General features: G+C 67.9%; 13 protein-coding genes. 12 read left to right on the forward strand and 1 reads right to left on the reverse strand.

All coding sequences use genetic code 11. The annotated features are described in order from the left end of the window. The first annotated feature begins 95 nt into the window (after positions 1-95). The 3 genes from ACLJQ7_RS25755 to ACLJQ7_RS25765 all read left to right on the forward strand — a co-directional run bounded on the left by ACLJQ7_RS25755 (position 96) and on the right by ACLJQ7_RS25765 (position 3561). The gene (locus ACLJQ7_RS25755) at positions 96-2441 is read left to right on the forward strand and encodes a protein kinase domain-containing protein (RefSeq protein WP_410650735.1); all 2346 of its coding nucleotides are present in this window, start codon (positions 96-98) and stop codon (positions 2439-2441) included. A 265-nt stretch (positions 2442-2706) separates the two neighbouring features. Next, on the forward strand, positions 2707-3081 hold the full coding sequence (locus tag ACLJQ7_RS25760; protein ID WP_410650736.1) for a hypothetical protein: 375 nt from the start codon (positions 2707-2709) through the stop codon (positions 3079-3081). Positions 3082-3183: 102 nt separating this feature from the next. Then, positions 3184-3561, forward strand: coding sequence for a hypothetical protein (locus tag ACLJQ7_RS25765; protein WP_410650737.1), 378 nt, complete (start codon positions 3184-3186; stop codon positions 3559-3561). Between the two features lie 325 nt (positions 3562-3886). Here ACLJQ7_RS25765 and eccCa read toward each other — a convergent pair whose 3' ends face one another. Further along, complete coding sequence (gene eccCa, locus ACLJQ7_RS25770; protein WP_410650980.1) at positions 3887-7843, reverse strand: type VII secretion protein EccCa; 3957 nt, start codon at positions 7841-7843, stop codon at positions 3887-3889. Positions 7844-8044: 201 nt separating this feature from the next. Between eccCa and eccD the strand changes: the two genes are divergently transcribed. The 9 genes from eccD (at position 8045) to ACLJQ7_RS25815 (ending at position 18091) form a co-directional block, all read left to right on the forward strand. Further along, complete coding sequence (gene eccD, locus ACLJQ7_RS25775; RefSeq protein ID WP_410650738.1) at positions 8045-9391, forward strand: type VII secretion integral membrane protein EccD; 1347 nt, start codon at positions 8045-8047, stop codon at positions 9389-9391. Beyond that, the gene (gene eccB / locus ACLJQ7_RS25780; protein WP_410650739.1) at positions 9391-10806 is read left to right on the forward strand and encodes a type VII secretion protein EccB; all 1416 of its coding nucleotides are present in this window, start codon (positions 9391-9393) and stop codon (positions 10804-10806) included. Before eccD ends, eccB begins: the two co-directional genes overlap by 1 nt. Positions 10807-10965: 159 nt before the next feature. After that, on the forward strand, positions 10966-11268 hold the full coding sequence (locus ACLJQ7_RS25785; RefSeq protein ID WP_410650740.1) for a hypothetical protein: 303 nt from the start codon (positions 10966-10968) through the stop codon (positions 11266-11268). Between the two features lie 169 nt (positions 11269-11437). Continuing rightward, positions 11438-11737 (forward strand): WXG100 family type VII secretion target, encoded by a 300-nt coding sequence (locus ACLJQ7_RS25790; protein ID WP_410650741.1) that lies wholly within the window; start codon positions 11438-11440, stop codon positions 11735-11737. A 412-nt stretch (positions 11738-12149) separates the two neighbouring features. After that, positions 12150-12758: a hypothetical protein gene (locus ACLJQ7_RS25795; RefSeq protein WP_410650742.1), complete on the forward strand. Its 609-nt coding sequence runs from the start codon at positions 12150-12152 to the stop codon at positions 12756-12758. 168 nt (positions 12759-12926) lie between these two features. Beyond that, positions 12927-15692: a hypothetical protein gene (locus tag ACLJQ7_RS25800; protein ID WP_410650743.1), complete on the forward strand. Its 2766-nt coding sequence runs from the start codon at positions 12927-12929 to the stop codon at positions 15690-15692. Further along, the gene (locus tag ACLJQ7_RS25805; RefSeq protein ID WP_410650744.1) at positions 15689-17290 is read left to right on the forward strand and encodes a WXG100 family type VII secretion target; all 1602 of its coding nucleotides are present in this window, start codon (positions 15689-15691) and stop codon (positions 17288-17290) included. Before ACLJQ7_RS25800 ends, ACLJQ7_RS25805 begins: the two co-directional genes overlap by 4 nt. Further along, positions 17287-17763 (forward strand): YbaB/EbfC family DNA-binding protein, encoded by a 477-nt coding sequence (locus tag ACLJQ7_RS25810; RefSeq protein ID WP_410650745.1) that lies wholly within the window; start codon positions 17287-17289, stop codon positions 17761-17763. The genes ACLJQ7_RS25805 and ACLJQ7_RS25810 overlap by 4 nt, the downstream gene beginning before the upstream one ends. Then, complete coding sequence (locus ACLJQ7_RS25815) at positions 17756-18091, forward strand: hypothetical protein (protein ID WP_410650746.1); 336 nt, start codon at positions 17756-17758, stop codon at positions 18089-18091. Before ACLJQ7_RS25810 ends, ACLJQ7_RS25815 begins: the two co-directional genes overlap by 8 nt. Positions 18092-18175: the final 84 nt, after the last annotated feature.

The raw sequence follows: 18175 nt of genomic DNA on the forward strand, positions 1-18175 counted from the left end.
CAGGGACGGACTGGAGCCTCGCGATGATAGCGAGCCCGCGATTCCATGAACGGGTTTTTCTCGTCGATGACGCGCACGAGCGTTTTCCTTCCCCGGTGCAGGCGGCCGATGCGCGGGTGACGCAGCGGAACATCTGGACCGTGGTGGCGTTCGGGGAGGAACTTCCCGAACAGGGCTGGAAGATTCACGTGTCGACCACCCCGGCGCTGGCGCGGGCGACGCTGGCCGTCGCCGCCGCGCTGTGCGCCGACCGGAAAGTCGATTTCAAGTACCTGCGCAGCAAGACGTTGCTCGACGCGATGAACGGCAAATACGCGCCTCGGGCCTCGTCCGGGAAGTTCCTGACCGTCTACCCGCGCGACGACGATCAGTCGGTGTATCTGCTCGACGCACTCGCCAGAGAACTCAAGGGATTCCCCGGTCCGTACGTGCTCAACGATCTGAGCTGGTCGGACGACAGTCCGGTCTTCACCCGGTACGGCGCGTATCGGGAGCTCACGGTGCCCGGCGCCGAGACGCCGGTTCCTGCCATCCGCGACGACCGCGGCCGGCTGGTACCCGACCCCCGCGGGGTCGCGTTCACGATCCCGGACTTCGTCAGTCCCCCTCAGGCCGTCCTGGCCCGGCAGCGGGAGGTGACCGGTCAGGTGGTGGTCCGCTCCGGCTTGCGGGTCACCGAAGCCCTGCACATCTCCAACGGGGGAGGCGTCTATCGCGGCACCGACGCATCGGGACGTCGTGTGCTGCTCAAGGAGGCCCGGCCGTTCACCGCTCCGTTCGGTTCCGGTTCCGACGCGGTCGAGCTCCTGCACCACGAGTTCCAGATGTTGAGCCGATGCCGGGCGGTGCCCGAGGTGGTCGACGTCCACGGAATCGAACGCCTGTGGAACCACTGGTTCCTCGTCGAAGAATTCATCGAGGGGAGGACACTGGCCGCCGCCGCGGCCGATCAGCGTGAGCGACTCGGCGGGCGACGCTACGCCGAGTGGGCCGGCGCCGTGCTCGACAAGGTCGCCGCCGCCGTGAAGAAGGTGCACGAAGCCGGTGTCGTCATCGGCGACATCCACCCCCGGAACATCATGCTCACCGCCGATGACGCGGTGCGCCTCATCGACTTCGAAGCGGCCTACCCGATCGACCGGCCACGACCCTACGCCGTCGGCGCGCCCGGTTTCTTCGCACCGGACAAGGACGACGCCGACGCCGACGCGCACGCCATCGCCGTCCTGCGGCTGCGGCTGTTCAACGACCTGCCGTCGCTGGCGCCCCTCGATCCCACCGCCGTGGCCCGCGGCTACGCCCTGGCCAAGGCCCGCTACCAGGTCGGCGGCCCCGGCATCGCCGAGGCGGTGGACCTCCTGGGCGCCGCGGCCGCCGAACACCCCGTCGTCGATGACGAGTCGCTGCGGTCCTTCATCAAGGCACACGCGACACCCGAGCGCGATGATCTGCTCTTCCCCGGCTCGTCGCTGTCCACGTCCGGTTACCGGGGAAGGAATGTCTTCGACGGTGCGGCGGGGGTGCTGTGGGCGTGGCGGTGCTCGGGGGTCATCCCGCCCGAGCCGTGGCTCGACTGGCTCGCTCGGCGAGCGTGGGCGGTGCGTGAGCATGCCACCCCCGGTTTCGCCGGTACGCTGGGCACCGCGACGGTGCTGGATCTGCTCGGTCATCCTCGCGGACGGGACCTGGCGGACTACGTCGCGCATGAGCGCTGGGTGTTCACCAGCGACACCTTCGACGCGGGCCGGTTCGGCGCGCTCGTCGGCTATCTCGGCTTCCACCTGCGCTCGGGCGGGGCCGCTCACGGTGACACCCTCGCCCGGCTGGCCGCCTCCCTGCCTTTCCCCGAACCCGGATCGTCGGTGGTGACACCCCACTCCCTGCTGGGGTGGGCCGGACTGCTGGCACTCGACCCCACCCTGTCCCGGCGGGGAGCCATGCTCGACGCTTTCGCGGAACTCCTCGACGACCGCGAGACCGGGCCGAGCGCACGGCGGTACCGCGGGCTGACGATGCTCGCGCTCGCGGCAGGCCAGATCGCGGCGGTCGCCCCGGCGGACGGTACGGAGTTGACGGCACGGGTGCGGGCACTGGCCCGCCGATACCGTGGCGACGCCCGCTCCACCCTGCACGGATGGGGCGCGGTGGCCCTCGCCCTGGCAGACGCCGAGACCGAGGCCGATCTCGACCTCCGGGCCGCCGCGGTGGCGGAGATGCACGCGCGTGCCGTCCGGACGACGGAGGGCATCGCGGTTCCCGCCGAGGGGTTGCTCCGGCTCAGTTGCGACCTCACCGCCGGTTCGGCCGGACTGCTCCTCGTGCACGCGTCGTTGTCTTCGGGGGTCAATCGGCTGGCCGACCTCCTGGCACCGGGACTGGCGACCCGCCCGATCGCGGGATCCGTGCCAGGACCGTCCTTGACGGTCGCCGGCCCACCATGAGCTCACGGTGGCCTGTCACCGCGAGAAACGACAAACCCACACCGAACAAAGGAAGTGAACATGAACATCCTCGACCTGCAGGAGATGACCGTGGACGCCGAGCCGAACGACGCGCCGGAAGCCGCGTCGTCCGTCATGACCCTCGGGTGCCTCGGCTGATTCGCGGGGTCGTGAGTGGCGTTTCGGGTTAGAACACGAAACGCCACTCACGACCACCTGGCGCTCGCCCGGCTTGGCTATTCGTAATCCTGTCGTGGAGGTTTGGTTGAAACGAAATATCAAGAGGTTGACGCTGACCGCGCTGGCCACAATCGCCCTTTTCGGCACAGTTCCCGCCGGTACCGCGGCTGCGACCAATGGGGTGGCATGTGACAACAATCGGACCGACTTCCTCATGATCTACGCGCATTGGGCTGAAGGGCCGGATCGTGCCTACTGTTACGCGAACGGGGGTGAGATCGACGTGCGGGACTATTGGGGAAGGTCGGCGTGGATGGTCAGGTTCTGGACGGGAAACAACAGGGTTCAGTGGTATGGCGACGGGCGCTGGCAGCCGAACGCGCCCGTGGAAAAGTGGACCCAGTACGAATTCCCCAATCACCCCGGCGGAGTGAAGATCCAATCACTGGCGATAATCTGATCGGCCCCGGAGGGCGGGCCCAATAGTCCGGTGTCACGATAATGTTCGAGTGATACGAATCGGGTCCATCATGCTCGGAAAATAAGGTCAAGGAGGATTCAGTTGGCTCTGAACGGCAAAAAAGTGGGCTTGCCCGCCATCGCCGCCATCGCGATGTCGATCGTGATCCCGGTCGGCACCGCGGAGGCGACCAACATCGTTCCGTGCGGAAGCGGGAACGAGTTCCTGAACATCACAGTGCACCCGATCAACGACTCGAGTTACGAGCAGTGTTACGCGAACGCCGGAGTGCACGGCGTCCTCAGCAAGTGGCCTAGCGGCGGACGGATGTGGCTGGAGAGGTTCTGGACCGGAAACAATCGCGTCCAATGGTACGGCGACGGGCGTTGGCAGCCGGAAAACCCGGTCGACAAATGGGTTCTGTTCAGCTTCCCCAACCATCCGGGCGGGGTGAAAATCGAGGCGATCAGAATACTTTGAGCGGTTCGCAGGTTTCCTGACGACGGTGTGCTTGATCGCGGCTCGCGACCAAGCACACCGTCGTTCCATGTTCCGCGCTCGATCCGCGCCGTGTCGTCCGTCCGATCACGCGTGTCGTCCGTCTGATCACGCGTAACCTCCACTCGCGCACAGCGGCAGGCACCCGAGCGCCTGCTCTTCGTGCCGTCCGCGAGTCAGGAACACACGCGGGAGCACCCACCGACGCGTCCGCGCCAGGCTTTCGCGGTGCCTGGCCGGCCGTCCCCGACGGCCGCAGCGCCGGCGTGAGGTGTCCTCACGCCGGCGCTGTCTTGGCCCAGCTCCGTCAGTCCGTGACCCGTGGGGTTTGCACGAGCTGGACGGTGCGCCTGCGGTTGATGTACTGCGCGCGTCCGGCGGGCAGGGTCCGTGGGCGCACGTTGCCGAGGAACGAACCCTCGTCCCTGGGGCAGGACAGCAGCAGGCCCGGGGTGCCGAGTTCCCACATGCGCCGGACGGCCGGGTTCATCATGGACCGGCTCGCCCCTGAGGTGGACCGGGCGATGATCACGTGCAACCCGATGTCGGCGGCCTGCGGCAGCAGCGGCAGCAGCGGTTCGAGCGGGCCGCTGCCCATGCCTTCCACCAATTCGAAGTCGTCCACGATGACGTACAGCCTGCCGCCGGACCACCAGTCGCGCTGGGGCAGCCTGCCGGGACTGATATCCGGTCCCGGCAGCCGTTCCCGCAACGTGACGGCGGCCTTGCCGAGGAACTCGGTCAGGGCGTCCGCGCCCACCGTGTAACTGATCTGGCTTTCCTCCGGGACCGCGTCACGCAGCTCGCGCCGGAAGTCGCCGAACAGCACCCTGCCCTCGCTCGGATGGTGATGCGCGGCCACGGCTCGCGCGATATGCCGCAGCAGGTTGGTCTTGCCGGACTCGGTGTCGCCGTAGACCAGCAGGTGCGGGCTGGCGTCGAAGTCGTGCCACAGCGGTTCCAGCCTGCCGTCCTCGATCCCGAGGCACACCCGCATCTCGGCGGCGGGGCCGGGCGCCTTCGGCCCCGGCAGTTCGGCGGCGGACACCGAGACCGGGAGCAGCCGCACCTTCGGCGCGCTGGGCGCGGTCGGCGTGGCCAGCGCCTCGGCGAGTTCGATCGTCGCGTCGGCCAGGTCGTCGGTGCTGGAAGCGCCGTCGATCCGGGGCAGCGCGGTGAGGAAGTGGAACCCCTCCATGGTGATCCCCCGGCCGGGGACCTCCGGCACGGTGGCGGCGAGTTTGCTGGTCACCTCGGAGTCCACCGGATCGCCGAGCCGCAGCTCGAACCGGGTGCCGAGGACGTCCCGCAGCCACGGCCGCATCTCCGACCACCGGTTCGCGGCCACCACCAGGTGGATGCCGAAGCTCAGGCCGCGCGCGGCCAGCTCGGTGAACTGGTCCTCCACGTCGTCGAAGTCCTGCCGGATGGTGTACCAGCCGTCGACGACCAGGAACACGTCGCCGTAGGGGTCCTTGTCGGCGAACCTGCCCTGTGCCCTGGCCCGGCGGTAAGACGCCATCGAGTCGATGTTGTGCTCGGCGAACAGCGCCTCGCGCCGGGACATCAGGTTGATGATCTCCCGCACGGTCCTGGTCACCCGGTCGCGGTCCAGCCGGTTGGCCACGCTGCCGACGTGCGGCAGGCCGGCGAGCACGCTGAGCGTGCCGCCGAAGTCCAGGCAGTAGACCTGCACCTCGGCGGCGGTGTGGGTGAGCGCGAGCGCGCTGACGATGGTGCGCAGCAGGGTGCTCTTCCCCGCCTGTGGTCCGCCGACGATCGCGACGTTGCCCCGGTTCCCGGCCAGGTCCGCGACGAGCAGTTCCCGGCGTTGCTGGGCGGGCAGGTCGATCAGTCCCACCGGGACGGCCAGGTTCGCCGTGTGCAGGTCGCCGACCGGCCGCGGCCCGAAGTCCGGATGGTCCACCAGCGGCGGCAACAGCTGGTCCAGCGTGGCGGCCTGCCGCAGCGGCGGCAGCCACACCTGGTGGGCCTGTGGCCCGACGCCCCGCATCCGTTCGATGAGCACGTCGATCATCGTCTGCGTGACGGCCTCCTCGGCCGCTTCCGCTTCCGGCTCCGGCTCGGGGGTCGCCGGCGGCTCGACGTAGTCGGTGCCGAAGTCCACGATGTGCTGTTCGACCGAGGCCAGCTTGCCGGTCCGTCGCCGCGGCCGGTAGGGCGCGGAGGCGTAGGCGCCCTTGAACCGCAACAGGGTCTGCGTGTCCGGCCGGAGATAGCCGTTGCCGGGACTGTTCGGCAGCTCATAGGCGTCCGGGACGCCGATGACGCTGCGCGACTCCATGGCGGAAAAGGTGCGCAGGCCGATCTTGTACGAGAGATGGGTTTCGATCTTGCTGATCCGGCCTTCGTCCAGCCGCTGCGAGGCCAGCAGCAGATGCACGCCGAGGCTGCGGCCGAGGCGGCCGATCATGGCGAACACGTCGATGAACGTGGGTTTGCTGGAGAGCATCTCGCTGAACTCGTCGACCACGATGAACAGCGCGGGCATCGGCTCCAGCCGCGCACCCTGCGCGCGGGCCTGTTCGTAATCCCGCCGGGACGAGTAGTTGCCCGACGCCCGCAGGTGTTCCTGCCGCCGGTTGAGCTCGCCGGTCAGCGCGTCCTGCATCCGGTCGACCAGTTCCAGTTCGTCCACCAGGTTGGTGATCACCGCGGAGGTGTGCGGCAGCTGGTCGAAGCCGAGGAACGCCGCCCCGCCCTTGAAGTCGACCAGCACGAAGTTCAGCTCCTCCGGCGAATGCGTCGTCGCCAGGGCGAGCACGAGGGTGCGCAGCAGTTCGCTCTTGCCCGACCCGGTGGCGCCGATGCACAGCCCGTGCGGGCCCATGCCGTCCTCGGCCGCCTCCTTGAGGTCCAGTTCCAGCGCGGTGCCGTTCGCGGCGATGCCGATGGGCACCCGCAGCCGCCGCCTGCCGGTCTTGCGGTCCCGCCGGTACTTGGCCAGGTCGAAGGTCCGGATGTCGCCGATTCCGAGCAGCGAGGCCAGGTCGTAGTCACCGGACAGCGGCTCGTCGTCCTGGGCGGCTTCGCCGATCCGGTGCCGCGCCATGCACCTCGCCAGCGCGGCGGCGGCGGTCTGGCTCATGGCGTCCGGGACGCACAGCGGACTGGTCACCGGCTTGCCGAGCCGGTCGAAGTTCACCGTGGACAGCTGCTCGCCGTCGATCTCCAGGAACAGGGCACCCGGCCGGGACTGCCAGCTGAGCGCGCCGGAAGGGTCCATGACCACCGCGTTGCGGTAGCCCTCGTCGGCCATCCGGTGCTCGTCGGGCACGCTCACCCCGTCCAGCACGAGCACCATCAGCGGCTCGGAAGTCGTGACCGGGGTGTTGGCCTCGAAACTCGGGCGACCGGCGAACTCGGGCCCGCCGAGCAGGTCCTCCAGCTCGCCGAGCTCGGTGGCGACCAGCCTGCGCGGGCCCGCGGCGTCGTGGTGGTCGGGATCCTGGTTGTGCGGCAGCCACTTCAGCCAGTCCCAGCGAGGCAGGCGTTCTTCGGCGGCGCAGACCGCGATCCGCACGTCGCCGGGGGCGTGCGCGGTGGCGAGCTGGGCGAGCATGGCGCGCGTGAGGCCGAGCACCGCGTCCTCGTCGCCGCGCAGCTGTACCTGCGCGAAGCCGCGCAGGTACACCGCGATCGGCGCGTCCGGCAGGGTGGTGTAAGCCCGCAGGAACCGGCGCAGGGCGTGCGCGGCCAGCGGCTCCAGGTCCTCGACGGGTTTGGTGTCCGGCGGGGTCAGGGTGAGCGCCGACTGCTGCTTGCCGAGGCCGATCCGCACCTCGCCGAAGTCGTCGTGGGCGAGACGCCGCTCCCACAGCCGGTAGCCCAGCGCGACCGACCACAGCGCGCCGGGATCGGGATGCACCCAGCGCGCCGCCGTCCGCTGAGCGTCCAGCGACGAGCGCACCCGCCCGCGGAGCTGGGCGAGGTAACGGATGTAGTCGCGGCGGTGCCCGTTGAGCTGGCGCTTGTGCTGGACCGCGTTGCGCATCAGCCCGACGACGAGCATCGCGACGACCGACGCGCCCATGATGGCCCCGCCGACGAGGGCGAACACACCCCCGCCCGGCCGGAGGATCATCATCATCATGCCGAGGGAGCCGAGTGCCATCGGCGCGTACATCAGCACCGAACTCATCCCGCCGTCGGCTTCTTCCGGGATGGGCGGCGGCTCCTGGATCTTGATCTCGTCGGTCGGCGCGGGCGGCTTGGGCCGCCGCGACCGCCGGGCGAACAACATTGTGCTCACGCTGCCCCTCCTTGGTGGGGGTAGTTCCTCTTTTCCAGCCCACGGACCCGGGAAGGCCTGGCGAGGCCGGTTTCCGGAAGTACCGTGCGGGCCGGGTCATGGTCACTAGCCCTGGCAGGAAGGACCCCGTACCCCGTTATGGAAGAGCAGCAGACGCAGCATCGCACAACCAGTGCCGGAAGGCTACGGTTCGTGCTCAGGGAGCAGGCGACGGAAGTCGCGCTGCCCACCGAGGTTCCACTGTCCGATCTGCTGCCCGCGATCCTGCCCCGATTCGGGGCCGAGCGCGTCGAGGAGGCCGCCGATCACGAGGGCTATGTCGCCCAGCGCCTCGGCGAGCCGCCGCTGGACGAGGATCGCACGCTGGCCGAGCTGAACCTGCTCGACGGCGAGACCGTCTACCTGCGCCCGCGAGCCGACCAGCTGCCCGCGATCGCTTACGACGACCTCGTGGAGGGCGTCGGCGAGCAGGTGCGGGCGCATCCCGGCACGTGGGCGGCCGGGCACACCCGGTGGTTGCTGCGGATCGGCGCCGTGCTGACCTGGTTGGCCGGGCTGGTGCTGCTCGCGGGGATCGGCTCGGCCGTGCTGACCGCCGCGCTCGCCGGCACGACCGCGCTCGGCCTGCTGGCCGGTGGCGCGCTGGTCGCGCGCGGCGCGGAGAACCCGCCGGTCGCCACGATCCTGGCCGGCTGCGGTGTCGGTTACGCCGCGCTGACCGGGTGGTCGCTGGTGGCCGTGCTGGCCCCGACGGCCCCGTTCCCGGTGTCGATCACCGCCGCCGCGGGGTCGGCGATCCTCGCGTTGACCGCCGGGCTGGTGGCGGTCGCGGACGCCGCGACCGTGTTCGCCGGGGCGTTGACGTTCGCCATCGCCATCGCGATACCGGGCCTGATCGGCTCGGTGTCGGGGTTGTCGCCGCAGCAGGCGGCGGCGATCGGGGTGGCGGTGATCCTCCTCGCCGGGATGTTCGTGGCGACCACCGCGTTCCGCCTGTCCGGGCTGACCCTGCCGATGCTGCCGGGCGCGCCGGAACAGCTCGGCGAGGACATCGAACCGGTGCCCAGTGAAATGGTGATCGATCGCGGCGCCGCGACCACCGCCTACTCCGTCGCGCTGCACGCGGGTCTGGGTCTGGCGCTGTGCCTTCTGCTGCCGATGCTGGCGCTGTCCGGTTCCGGCTGGCAGATGGCGCTGTCGCTGGTGGTGGCGTTCCTGCTCTGCCTGCGGGCACGGCATCCGAACGGGGTGGCGCAGCGCTGGTCGCTGATCGCTCCGGCGGCGTTGTGCGTGCTGCTGAACGTGCTGCACATCGGTGGCGAGCGGGAGCCGCTGGGCCTGGTGCTCGCGGTGTTCCTGCCGGTGCTGGCGGTGGCCGCGTTGCTGGTGCTGGCCGGGCAGCGGCTGCCGGGGCGCAGGCTCGTGCCGCCTTGGGGACGCACGGTGGAGATCGTGGAGCTGCTCGTCGCGATCGCGGTGGTGCCGCTGCTGTTGCAGGTGCTGGACGTGTTCGCCACCGTGCGCGGGCTGGCGGGCTGATGGAGTCGCGGCGGGACCAAGCCCATGCCTATTTCTTCGTGTTGGGCCGCTTGTCGGCGGCGGTCACCCACGGCAGGCCGAACGCACTGGAGCTGCCGAACAAGCGCTTTCGGCTCGGTACCTTGCTCGGAGTCGTGCTTTCCGTGGTCGTCATGGCGATCTTCGGCATCATCGGCCTGCTCAAGCCCGGCGGGAACACGTCGTGGCGCGCGCAAGGCGCTGTCGTGCTGAACGAGGACAGCGGCGCCAAGTACGTCTATCTCGACGGCAAGCTGCACCCGGTCCACAACCTCGCCTCGGCCCGGCTGGTCGCCGGGAACGCGGGGCCGCCGGTCGCGGTGTCGGCGAACTCGCTGCGAGGTGCGGAGGTGGGGCTGCCGATCGGTATTCCGGGAGCCCCCGACGAGTTGCCCGTCGAACCGCACAAGGGCGCGTGGACGGTGTGTGCGCTGCCTGCCGTGGAAGGCACCGGCCTGAAAGTGGCTCTGTTGCTGCGGGCCGACCCCACGCCGACGGCCGGGCCGGACGAGGCGGCGCTGGTGGCCGCCCCCGACGGCGTGACGTACCTGCTGTGGCAGGGGCGGCGGCACCGGGTCACCGACCCGGTCGTACTGGAGACTCTTGGCTACGGCGCCGTCGTGCCGACGCCGGTGACATTGGCCTGGCTCAACCCGATCCCGTCCGGGCCGGACGTCGCCGTGCCGGACACACCCGGCGCGGGGCAGCCCGGCCCGCTGGTGGACGGCAAACCGACCCGGGTCGGCCAGGTTTTCGAACTACGCAATCCGGCGACCGGGACGACCCAGCTGTACCTGGTGCGCGCCGACGGCAAGGCGCCGCTGAGCCGGACGGCGGCGGCGCTGCTGCTCGCGGCGCCCGCGACCCGCCAGGCGTACTCCGGGTGGCCCACGCTGATCGAGGCCGGTCCCGGCGCGCTGGCGGGGGTGCCAGAGTCGTCATCCGGGCCGGACCTGGTGGGCACCTTGCCGCCGTCGCCGCCGAAGGCCATGGTCCCGCCGCCGGACTCGGCCCTGTGCGGCCGGTACGACAGTGGTTCGGACGAGGCGGGCCGGGTCGCCTTCCAGTTCCTGCCGCGAGCGGTGGTGAACGCGGGCGCGGCCCCGGTGACCGAGCACGTCGGCGGTACGACCGTCGACCAGGTGACCATTCCGCTCGGCGGGGGCGCGCTGGTGGCCGGCGCGGCCACGGCGCAGGGCAGCGCCGGCCCGGTGCATCTGGTGACCGCGACCGGCACCCGGTTCCCGCTCGCCGGCCCCGGCGAGGTGAAGGCACTGGGCTACAGCGAGTCCGACGTGGTGCACGTCGCACCGCAGCTGATCGATCTGTTGCCCGCGGGTCCGGTGTTGCGCGCCCAGGACGCGCTACGGCTGAGCGGCGGGGTGGCGGCATCGTGAGCGTGCCGGTTCCGTTGCCGAGTGGACTTCCCCATCTTCACCCGGATGCACGGCAGACAGTCCGCCCCGCCGGGATCCGCTCTTACGGTGATTACGCACGGCGTCAGTTGGTGAACCGGTGGCGCCTTCGACCAATCGATCGTGACTACGGAGGTTCCCGTGACTACGGGTGTGAACAAAACTGAAGTCAATCACACGGCGAACGCCCATGCACATCTGGCTGATTCCGTGAGGAAAGAGGTCCAGATGATCTGCCAGCGGGCGGAGCAGCTTTCGGCGGAGAGCAAATCCAACATGACAATCGAGCTCGCCAAGGCCGCGAAATTCTTCGAGGAGAAGGTCGGCAAAGGCGTCGTTCAGGACCTGATCGACATGAGCGAGCTCATGCTGACGGCCTCGTCCAATCAGGTGGCGGCGGATGAAGAGAACGCCCGCATCGGCCGAACTGGAATCGATCTGTAAAACCTTGCCCGTGTCGTGAAGGTTGCGAATGGGCGACGGGTCACAGGCGACGGATTTGCCTGTGGCTGCGCACGACACCAGCTCGAAACACCGCGAGCTTCGACGCCGTGAAGGGGCCGCTTTCGCCCCGGGCGTCCCGCATTTCAACTGAGGACAGGAGTGTGAAGGCGTGTCAAGCCTTGATTCGATCCAGTACAAGTACGAGGCCATCGAAGATTGTGCGAGCGATATGCGACGCACCACCAACGAGATCAGCAATAAGGCCGAACTCCTGATTTCGCAGGCGGACAAGCTGATGCAGGACGGCTGGGCCGGCGATGCGGCCGATGGCTACCGGCGGGAGGTCGGCGAGCTGCGGAATAATCTGAATACTGCACGAGATTTTCTCACCGAGAAAGAGCAGCAAGTCCGGGAAGCCTCGGCAAATATGCAAGAAACCGACCGCAACGCCGCGAAGGGTTTCGCCTGATCGGTCTGCCCTGGAATCACCGGGGCGGGCGAACTCTTGAAGAACCTTGTCGGGTCAACCTGGAACCGGGCGAATGACCTTCGAAACCGGGACGGCGCCGAATGTGCGCCGGAAAAGGATCAGCGCGGTTTCGCGGGGAGTCGCCAATGGTGCGGTCCGGGTCGGCTATGGGCGTAATGCCACTTGACTTGATTCGTCAATCTGTGGCCAAGGACGGTGGCGGGCGTGGCGACGAGGGCGGATGTAGCGTCGGCCGCGGGAGTCGTGAGTGTTTTGGGTCGTTAGAACGACCCAGAACACTCACGACCTCCTGTGTCGACACCACATCCGCCGCGCCTGCGCTAACTGAGCAAGTGAGATTACTTTAGTCGGTCGGATCCGGTGGGAATTCGCGGTCTGACGAGTGTAGTGAATGGAACAGGAAGGGAGGCGCGAGATGTCAAAGGCGACTCAGGCCGATTTTGTCGTTCTCAAAAGGGTGGCGAAGCAGATTGGAGGATTGCTCGATGACATGTCCGCGTTCGAAGAATTAAAGGCATTCAAGCCGGACGCGGGTTCGTTTCCGATGGCGAACTGGCTCGAGGGTATCGTGCAGCGGCGTGTGGATGACATTGTGCTGCAGGGGGAAAATCTCAAGAAGGTTTACGAGCTGATATCGAGGAATTTAAAGGAGATTGCCGACCTGCTCGAAGGGCAGGATGCCGATAACGCGAAGGATATCGCGATCAAGGAGATTGTCGACGAAATGCCAAAGAAGATCTCGAAAGCCATCGGCGGCGACAGTGGTGCCACAGGTGAGGGCGACAGCGACGACGGGAAGGATGATGACGACGACAAGGATGAGGGCAAGGGCAAGGATGATGACGACGACAAGGAAGAGGGTAAGGGTAAGGACGACGACGACGACAAGGAAGAGGGTAAGGGTAAGGATGATGACGACGACAAGGATGAGGGCAAGGGCAAGGGCAAGGAAAAGGAGCAAGGTAGCAATGTATCGAAGGATCAGAAAGCTGCGCAATAGTTCCAGTGTGTAAGACTGTTCGTTATAGCATTTGCGTCACGGGCGGAAACAAGTCGTGGTTCTGGCGGAGAACTGCGAGTCCTCGCCCTGCGTGCGGCGACCGTATATGTGACATTGAATTCAGTGGATTAGCCACCATTGGTGGGTCTGAATACTTGGAGAAATCTGATGGCGGACAAGGGCACCGGCGGGTCGGACTCCTTCAATGAAAGCCCGCCGAAGCTGGCATCATACGAAGATCTGGGCGATCTGGAAGATGCGGTTGCCACGTTGATTTACTTGCCGGGCAGCAAGGATGCGCGGGCCTCGTCGGGCAATCATCCAGCTGGGCAGGAATGGCACGGTCTGGGTAGGGCCCTCGGAGCGGCGATCGAGGTGCTTGAGAGCGTCAACGAAGATTTCCGAAAATTCATCAAGAGTGCTGTCGTGGATGCGGAGTTCGCTGGTGAATCTGGTTCGGCTTTCGAAAGTTACGCCAACAGAATCCATAGCGAAAGTCGGAGTGTGCTTTCGGAGATCAATGGAGGGCGCCAGCCCTACTCGTACGAAGTCGGTGACATCGGGCATGACATGAAGGCTTTTGCCGACGATTGGTGGAGAAGAATCGATGATCTGAAGAAAGAAGAAGAGAAAGCAGTAAAGGATGCGGTCAATGCTGCCATGAGTGGAGGTGGCTGGAGTGCGGTAAAGGCAATGATCAAGGCGCAAAAGGGGGTGACGAGCGCATTCGAGGGCCTGCGTTTGAAGGTGATGAACAGGCTTTTCAAGGATCATCAGATAAAATACAGCAATCGGGGGCAGGAGTTGGTTCCGTTCGAACCGGTCACCGGTGCCGCCGGCTCAGGCGGCGGTAGCGGTGGGGGCTCGGGCAGCGGCAACAGCAAGGGCTCGGGCAGCGGCAAGGGCGGCGATAGCGACCACAAGGGCGGCAGCGGCAACAAGGACAGTGGCGGGAACGACAAGGGCGGTAGCGGCAACTCCGGTGGCGGGAACGACAGTGATGCCGAGCAGGAGAAGGCCGCCCAACAGAAGGCCGCGCAGGAGGAAGCGGATGAAGCGCTGAGGAAGCTGCGCGAGGGTGGCGGCGAAACCGGAACGGGCGGTACCGGGTCGAGCGGTGGCGGCGGCTCCCAGGCCAAGAAGCAGACCCAGTCGGACGGTCCGAATTCCAAGGGTGGCAGTGGCGGTTCGGGCGACGACCAGAAGGCCGCACAAGAAGAGGCCGCACAAGAAAAGGCCGCGCAAGAGAAAGCTGCCCAGGAGCAGGCCGCGCAGGAGCAGGCCGCCCAAGAGAAGGCCGCGCAGGAACAGGCCGCCCAGGAACAAGCCAAGCAAGAGGCGGATGAAGCGCTGAAAAAGCTGCGCGAGGGTGGCGGCGGAACCGTTGGGGGGACCGGCGGTACCGGGTCGAGCGGTGGCGGTGGCCCCCAGGCCAAGAAGCAGACCCAGCCGGGCGGCGACCAGGAGAAGGCCGACCAGGAGAAGGCGGCCCAAGAGAAGGCCGCGCAAGAAGAACAGGCCGCCCAAGAGAAGGCCAAACAAGAGGCGCTCGACGCGCTGGACGAGCTGCGCAACGGAGATCCCGAGAAGCAAAAGGCCATCGACGACGCCAAGGAAGCCATTGAGAAACGGTTCGGCGACGGCAAGAAGGACACGCCGGGCGACGGCGAGGTCGACCCGAAGGCGCTGGACGAGGCGAAGGACAGCGCGCAGGACGTGCTGAAGGAACTCGGCAAGAACGACCTGACGCCGGAGCAGCAGAAAGCTCTTGACCAGGCGAAGAAAGACATCGACGGGATGTCGTCCGACGACGACCCGAAGGACCTGGCCAAGGCCGAGAAGGACGCGCTGGACGCGCTGGACAAGCTCCGCAACGACGATCCGGAGCTGAACAAGGCGATCGACGGCGCCAAGGACGCCATCAAGGACCAGTTCGATAAGGCGCTCGGTGAGGATCGGGGCGGCTCCGGTGACGATCACTCCATGCCCGATTCACGCACCGTGGACCGAGCAGCCGACGAGGCCAAGGACGCGTTGGACGACGCCGCCGAGCACAAGCTGAACCCGGAGCAGCAGAAAGCCGTCGAGCACGCCAGGGATGCGCTCGACGATCTGCGCGAAGCGAAGACTCCGGAGGAACTGGCACAGGCCAAGGAGGATCTGTCGGCCGCGTTGGACAAGGTCGGCAAGTCGATCGACGACCCGGCCGTGCGCGCGGAGATCGAGGACGCGAAGAAGGCCGTGACCGGCCTCGGTGAGCACGAACCCTTGTCCACCCACCAGATGAAGGCGCTGGGCACGGTCGAAAAAGAAGCCATATCGGCGATCGACCACCTCGGCAAGGACACCGACGACCCGGCACGGCAGCAGGCGTTCGAAGACGCCAAGGAAGCCGTGCGCAAGTCGATCGGCCACATCGGACCGGAGGACCTCAACCCCCGTACTTCCGGCGGGAGTGGCGGCGGCGGCGGGAGCGGTGGCGACCATTACAAGTCGACCGGTCCGAACGGCAACCGGACGTCCGATCTGGACGACTACCTGCGCGGCAAGGGCCAGCACAACTCGCAGTACAACGGCAACCAGGGCGGTGGCAACCAAAGCGGCGGCAACCAGGGCGGTGGCAGCGGCAGTGGCTACGGCCGGGGCAGCGGTAGCGACGCCACCCGGTTCGATGTCGCGGCCAAGCAGTCGCTCGGCGCGATGACCGGCCAGCAGGGTGGGCAACAGACCACGTCCACCTTCCCCGGGTCTTCCGCGGGCGCGCCCCCGATGGGCATGCCGATGGGCGGTATGGGCGGCGGCATGGCGGGCGGCGGTGGTGCGCAGAACCAGGGCAGGGAGTCACAGATCTGGGTGCAGGCCGACCCGACCGTATGGGACGACAACACGGATAAGCCCACGCCGGTGCTCGGCAAGGGCGGGGCCGAACAGTGACCGACCCCGTATCGCAGACGCCGGCGCCCGACGGGCCGACCGTCGATCAGGTCGCCTCGCTGATCAACGGAATCGACGCAGGCGGTTTCTACGCGCTGGCAGCGGCGTTCGACCGCGCCCGCGACCGGCTCTCGCAGGTGAATGACGGGTTCCGCGCGGCCAACCGCACCGCGCTGGAGCGGTGGGCGGGATCGTCAGCCGACGCCTTCGACGGCCTGAGCCGCCAGGTCGAAGCGAACACGGCCGACCAACTCCACGTCCTGCGCGACCCCGGCCACGGCGCCCTGTTGCGCAAGGCGGGTGACGCGGTGTCGGACAGTCAGGCACGGATGCGTGTTCTGCTCCGAGCCCGTGCCGAACAGCCGGGTGTGGCGGGCGAACAGGCCGCCCGGCCGGAGGCGTGGCGCATTCTCAACGAGCTGGAGCAGGTCTACCTCGACACCGGCAGAGCCCTTGCCAGGCCGCCCGGCGAGGGCGGGACGACCACGTCCGGCGGGGGCGGTGGTTCGGCGAGTGGCGGTTCGCCGGTGAGCGTCGATCCGCCACCCGCCGGGTCGATAACGTCGCAGGAGAATCCCACGGCCCACGCCGGCGGTGGCGGCGGTGCGGGTGGCGTGATCTACACCCTGCTGGGCGGCGGCCGCGGGTACGGCCAGGCCACCGGTGGCGGCGGTGCGGGCGGCATCGTCGTCCGCACTGTCACCACATCGACCGGCGAGGACTTCCCGGCCGCCGAATCGGCGGTGCCGTTCGGCTGGGTGATGGGCAGGACCACGACCGGCGATGGGCACCGGCCCGGGGCGGGTTCCCCAGTCGCGAACGGCACCGGCCAACGCGGTGGTTCGGGCACGGGCTCGCCGGAGACCTTCGGCCTCTTCACCTCCGACCCGGATGGCTTCTTTTCCGGTTCGGGCGCACCCGGCCATCTCCCGTTGGGTAAGTCCGGTGGCTACGGGACGGACTCGCGCCCGGGCGGGTCCGGGCGATCCGGTTCCGGTGACGAGGAGTCGACGGGTGACGTGGTGGCGGCGACCGGAGCGGTCACCGGTCTTTCGGTGATCGGGACGGATAAGGCGGGTTCCGGCCGGACGCCCACCCGGTCCGCGGAGCGAATCCGCACGGCTGGGGGCGAGGTGAACGCGCCGGCCGGTGCCACCGAGCCGACCTCGAACCGGCAGGCCGCGAATCCGCAGACGGTCTCCTCGTCCGCGTCGGGATCGGCCTCGACGACCCTTCCGGTGCGCCAGTTGCCTTCCGAGCTGGCGTCGGTGCAGGGCGGGCCCGGTAGCGCCGCGTCGAGTGGAGGCCCGCTGGAGAGCAAACAGGTCCGGCCGTCCACCGGGGCGGGCGGTGCCGGTCATCCCGGCTACGGCATGGGCCCCATGTCCGGGGGAGCCGGGGCGCCGCAGAACCAGGGCGGATATCGGTCGGTGACCGAGCTGACCGAGCACCGGGACCTGTGGCGAGGTGGCGCCGATCCGAACGGGGTGCTGGGCAGGCCCGAGCCCACCCTTGCCGAGGACGACTCGCGCGACGACACGCAGCGCTACCTCGGCGACCTGTCGAAACTGCTGGACGAGAAAGGAGAAGGCCGATGACCTGGCCGGACAGTTCGGAACTCGATGAGATGCGGCGGATGAAGGACGAGGCGCTCGCCGCGCTCGACCAGCAGCGGGAGGTCGCGAGGGAGACCAGTCGTGTGTGGCGGGAGGAGACCACCACGGTCACGGCCGAGGACCGGTCGATGTCGATGGCCTTCGACGGCCGTGGCGAACTCACCGGCATCACCTTCAACGGGTCGAAATACCGGTCCATGGCGCCCGCCCAGCTGGCCAGCGTGATCGTGGAGATGGTGCGCAAGGGCCGGGCGGAGAGCATGGCCAAACTCACCGCGCACGCACCAGCGGTGCCCGGACTCGATCTCGACGGGCTGATCAACGGCACCACCGATCCCGCCGAAATGCTGGAGAAGCTTCTCGGGCCGATGTTCGACGGAATGGACAACCCGTCGTCGGCGAACGTGCGGAACTGGTTCTCCGACGACACACGGAAGGACTCTCGCGATGGCTGAACGGTTCTTCCTCGACGACGACGATGTTTCCGCGGCGGCCAAGGAGCTGCGCGCCCTCGGAGGGCGGCTGGACGATCTCTCGAAGTGGCTGGTCGGAGGGCTGGACATGACCCGCGGTTGCTGGGGTGACGACGATATCGGTAAATCATTCGCCGCGAACTACCTGCAATACGCCGGCGCTGGAGAAGCGGGTTCGGCGGCGGCTGCCGCCAACGCCGACGCCATGGGCGAGAACATCAGGAAACTCAAGGAGATGTTCGTCGGCCTTGACGAAGACGCGGCGCGACGAATGGACAAATCGATCAAGTTCGAAACCAAAAAGGACTGATCCGAGGGTTCGGTGCATGATGAAGGCGATCCTTGCCGTTACCGCGCGCGGTGACCTGCCGTCCCCTGGTCCGTGGGGGCGGGG

The organism is Amycolatopsis sp. cmx-4-54 (genome assembly GCF_046548895.1).
Taxonomy (GTDB): domain Bacteria; phylum Actinomycetota; class Actinomycetes; order Mycobacteriales; family Pseudonocardiaceae; genus Amycolatopsis.

Excerpts from the sequence above, each read along its gene's own strand:
- ACLJQ7_RS25800 (WP_410650743.1), top strand. The coding sequence starts at position 12,927 with ATGGCGGACAAGGGCACCGGCGGGTCGGACTCCTTCAATGAAAGCCCG.
- eccB (WP_410650739.1), top strand. The coding sequence starts at position 9,391 with ATGGAGTCGCGGCGGGACCAAGCCCATGCCTATTTCTTCGTGTTGGGC.
- ACLJQ7_RS25795 (WP_410650742.1), top strand. The coding sequence starts at position 12,150 with ATGGAACAGGAAGGGAGGCGCGAGATGTCAAAGGCGACTCAGGCCGAT.
- ACLJQ7_RS25810 (WP_410650745.1), top strand. The coding sequence starts at position 17,287 with ATGACCTGGCCGGACAGTTCGGAACTCGATGAGATGCGGCGGATGAAG.
- eccCa (WP_410650980.1), bottom strand. The coding sequence starts at position 7,843 with ATGTTGTTCGCCCGGCGGTCGCGGCGGCCCAAGCCGCCCGCGCCGACC.
- ACLJQ7_RS25815 (WP_410650746.1), top strand. The coding sequence starts at position 17,756 with ATGGCTGAACGGTTCTTCCTCGACGACGACGATGTTTCCGCGGCGGCC.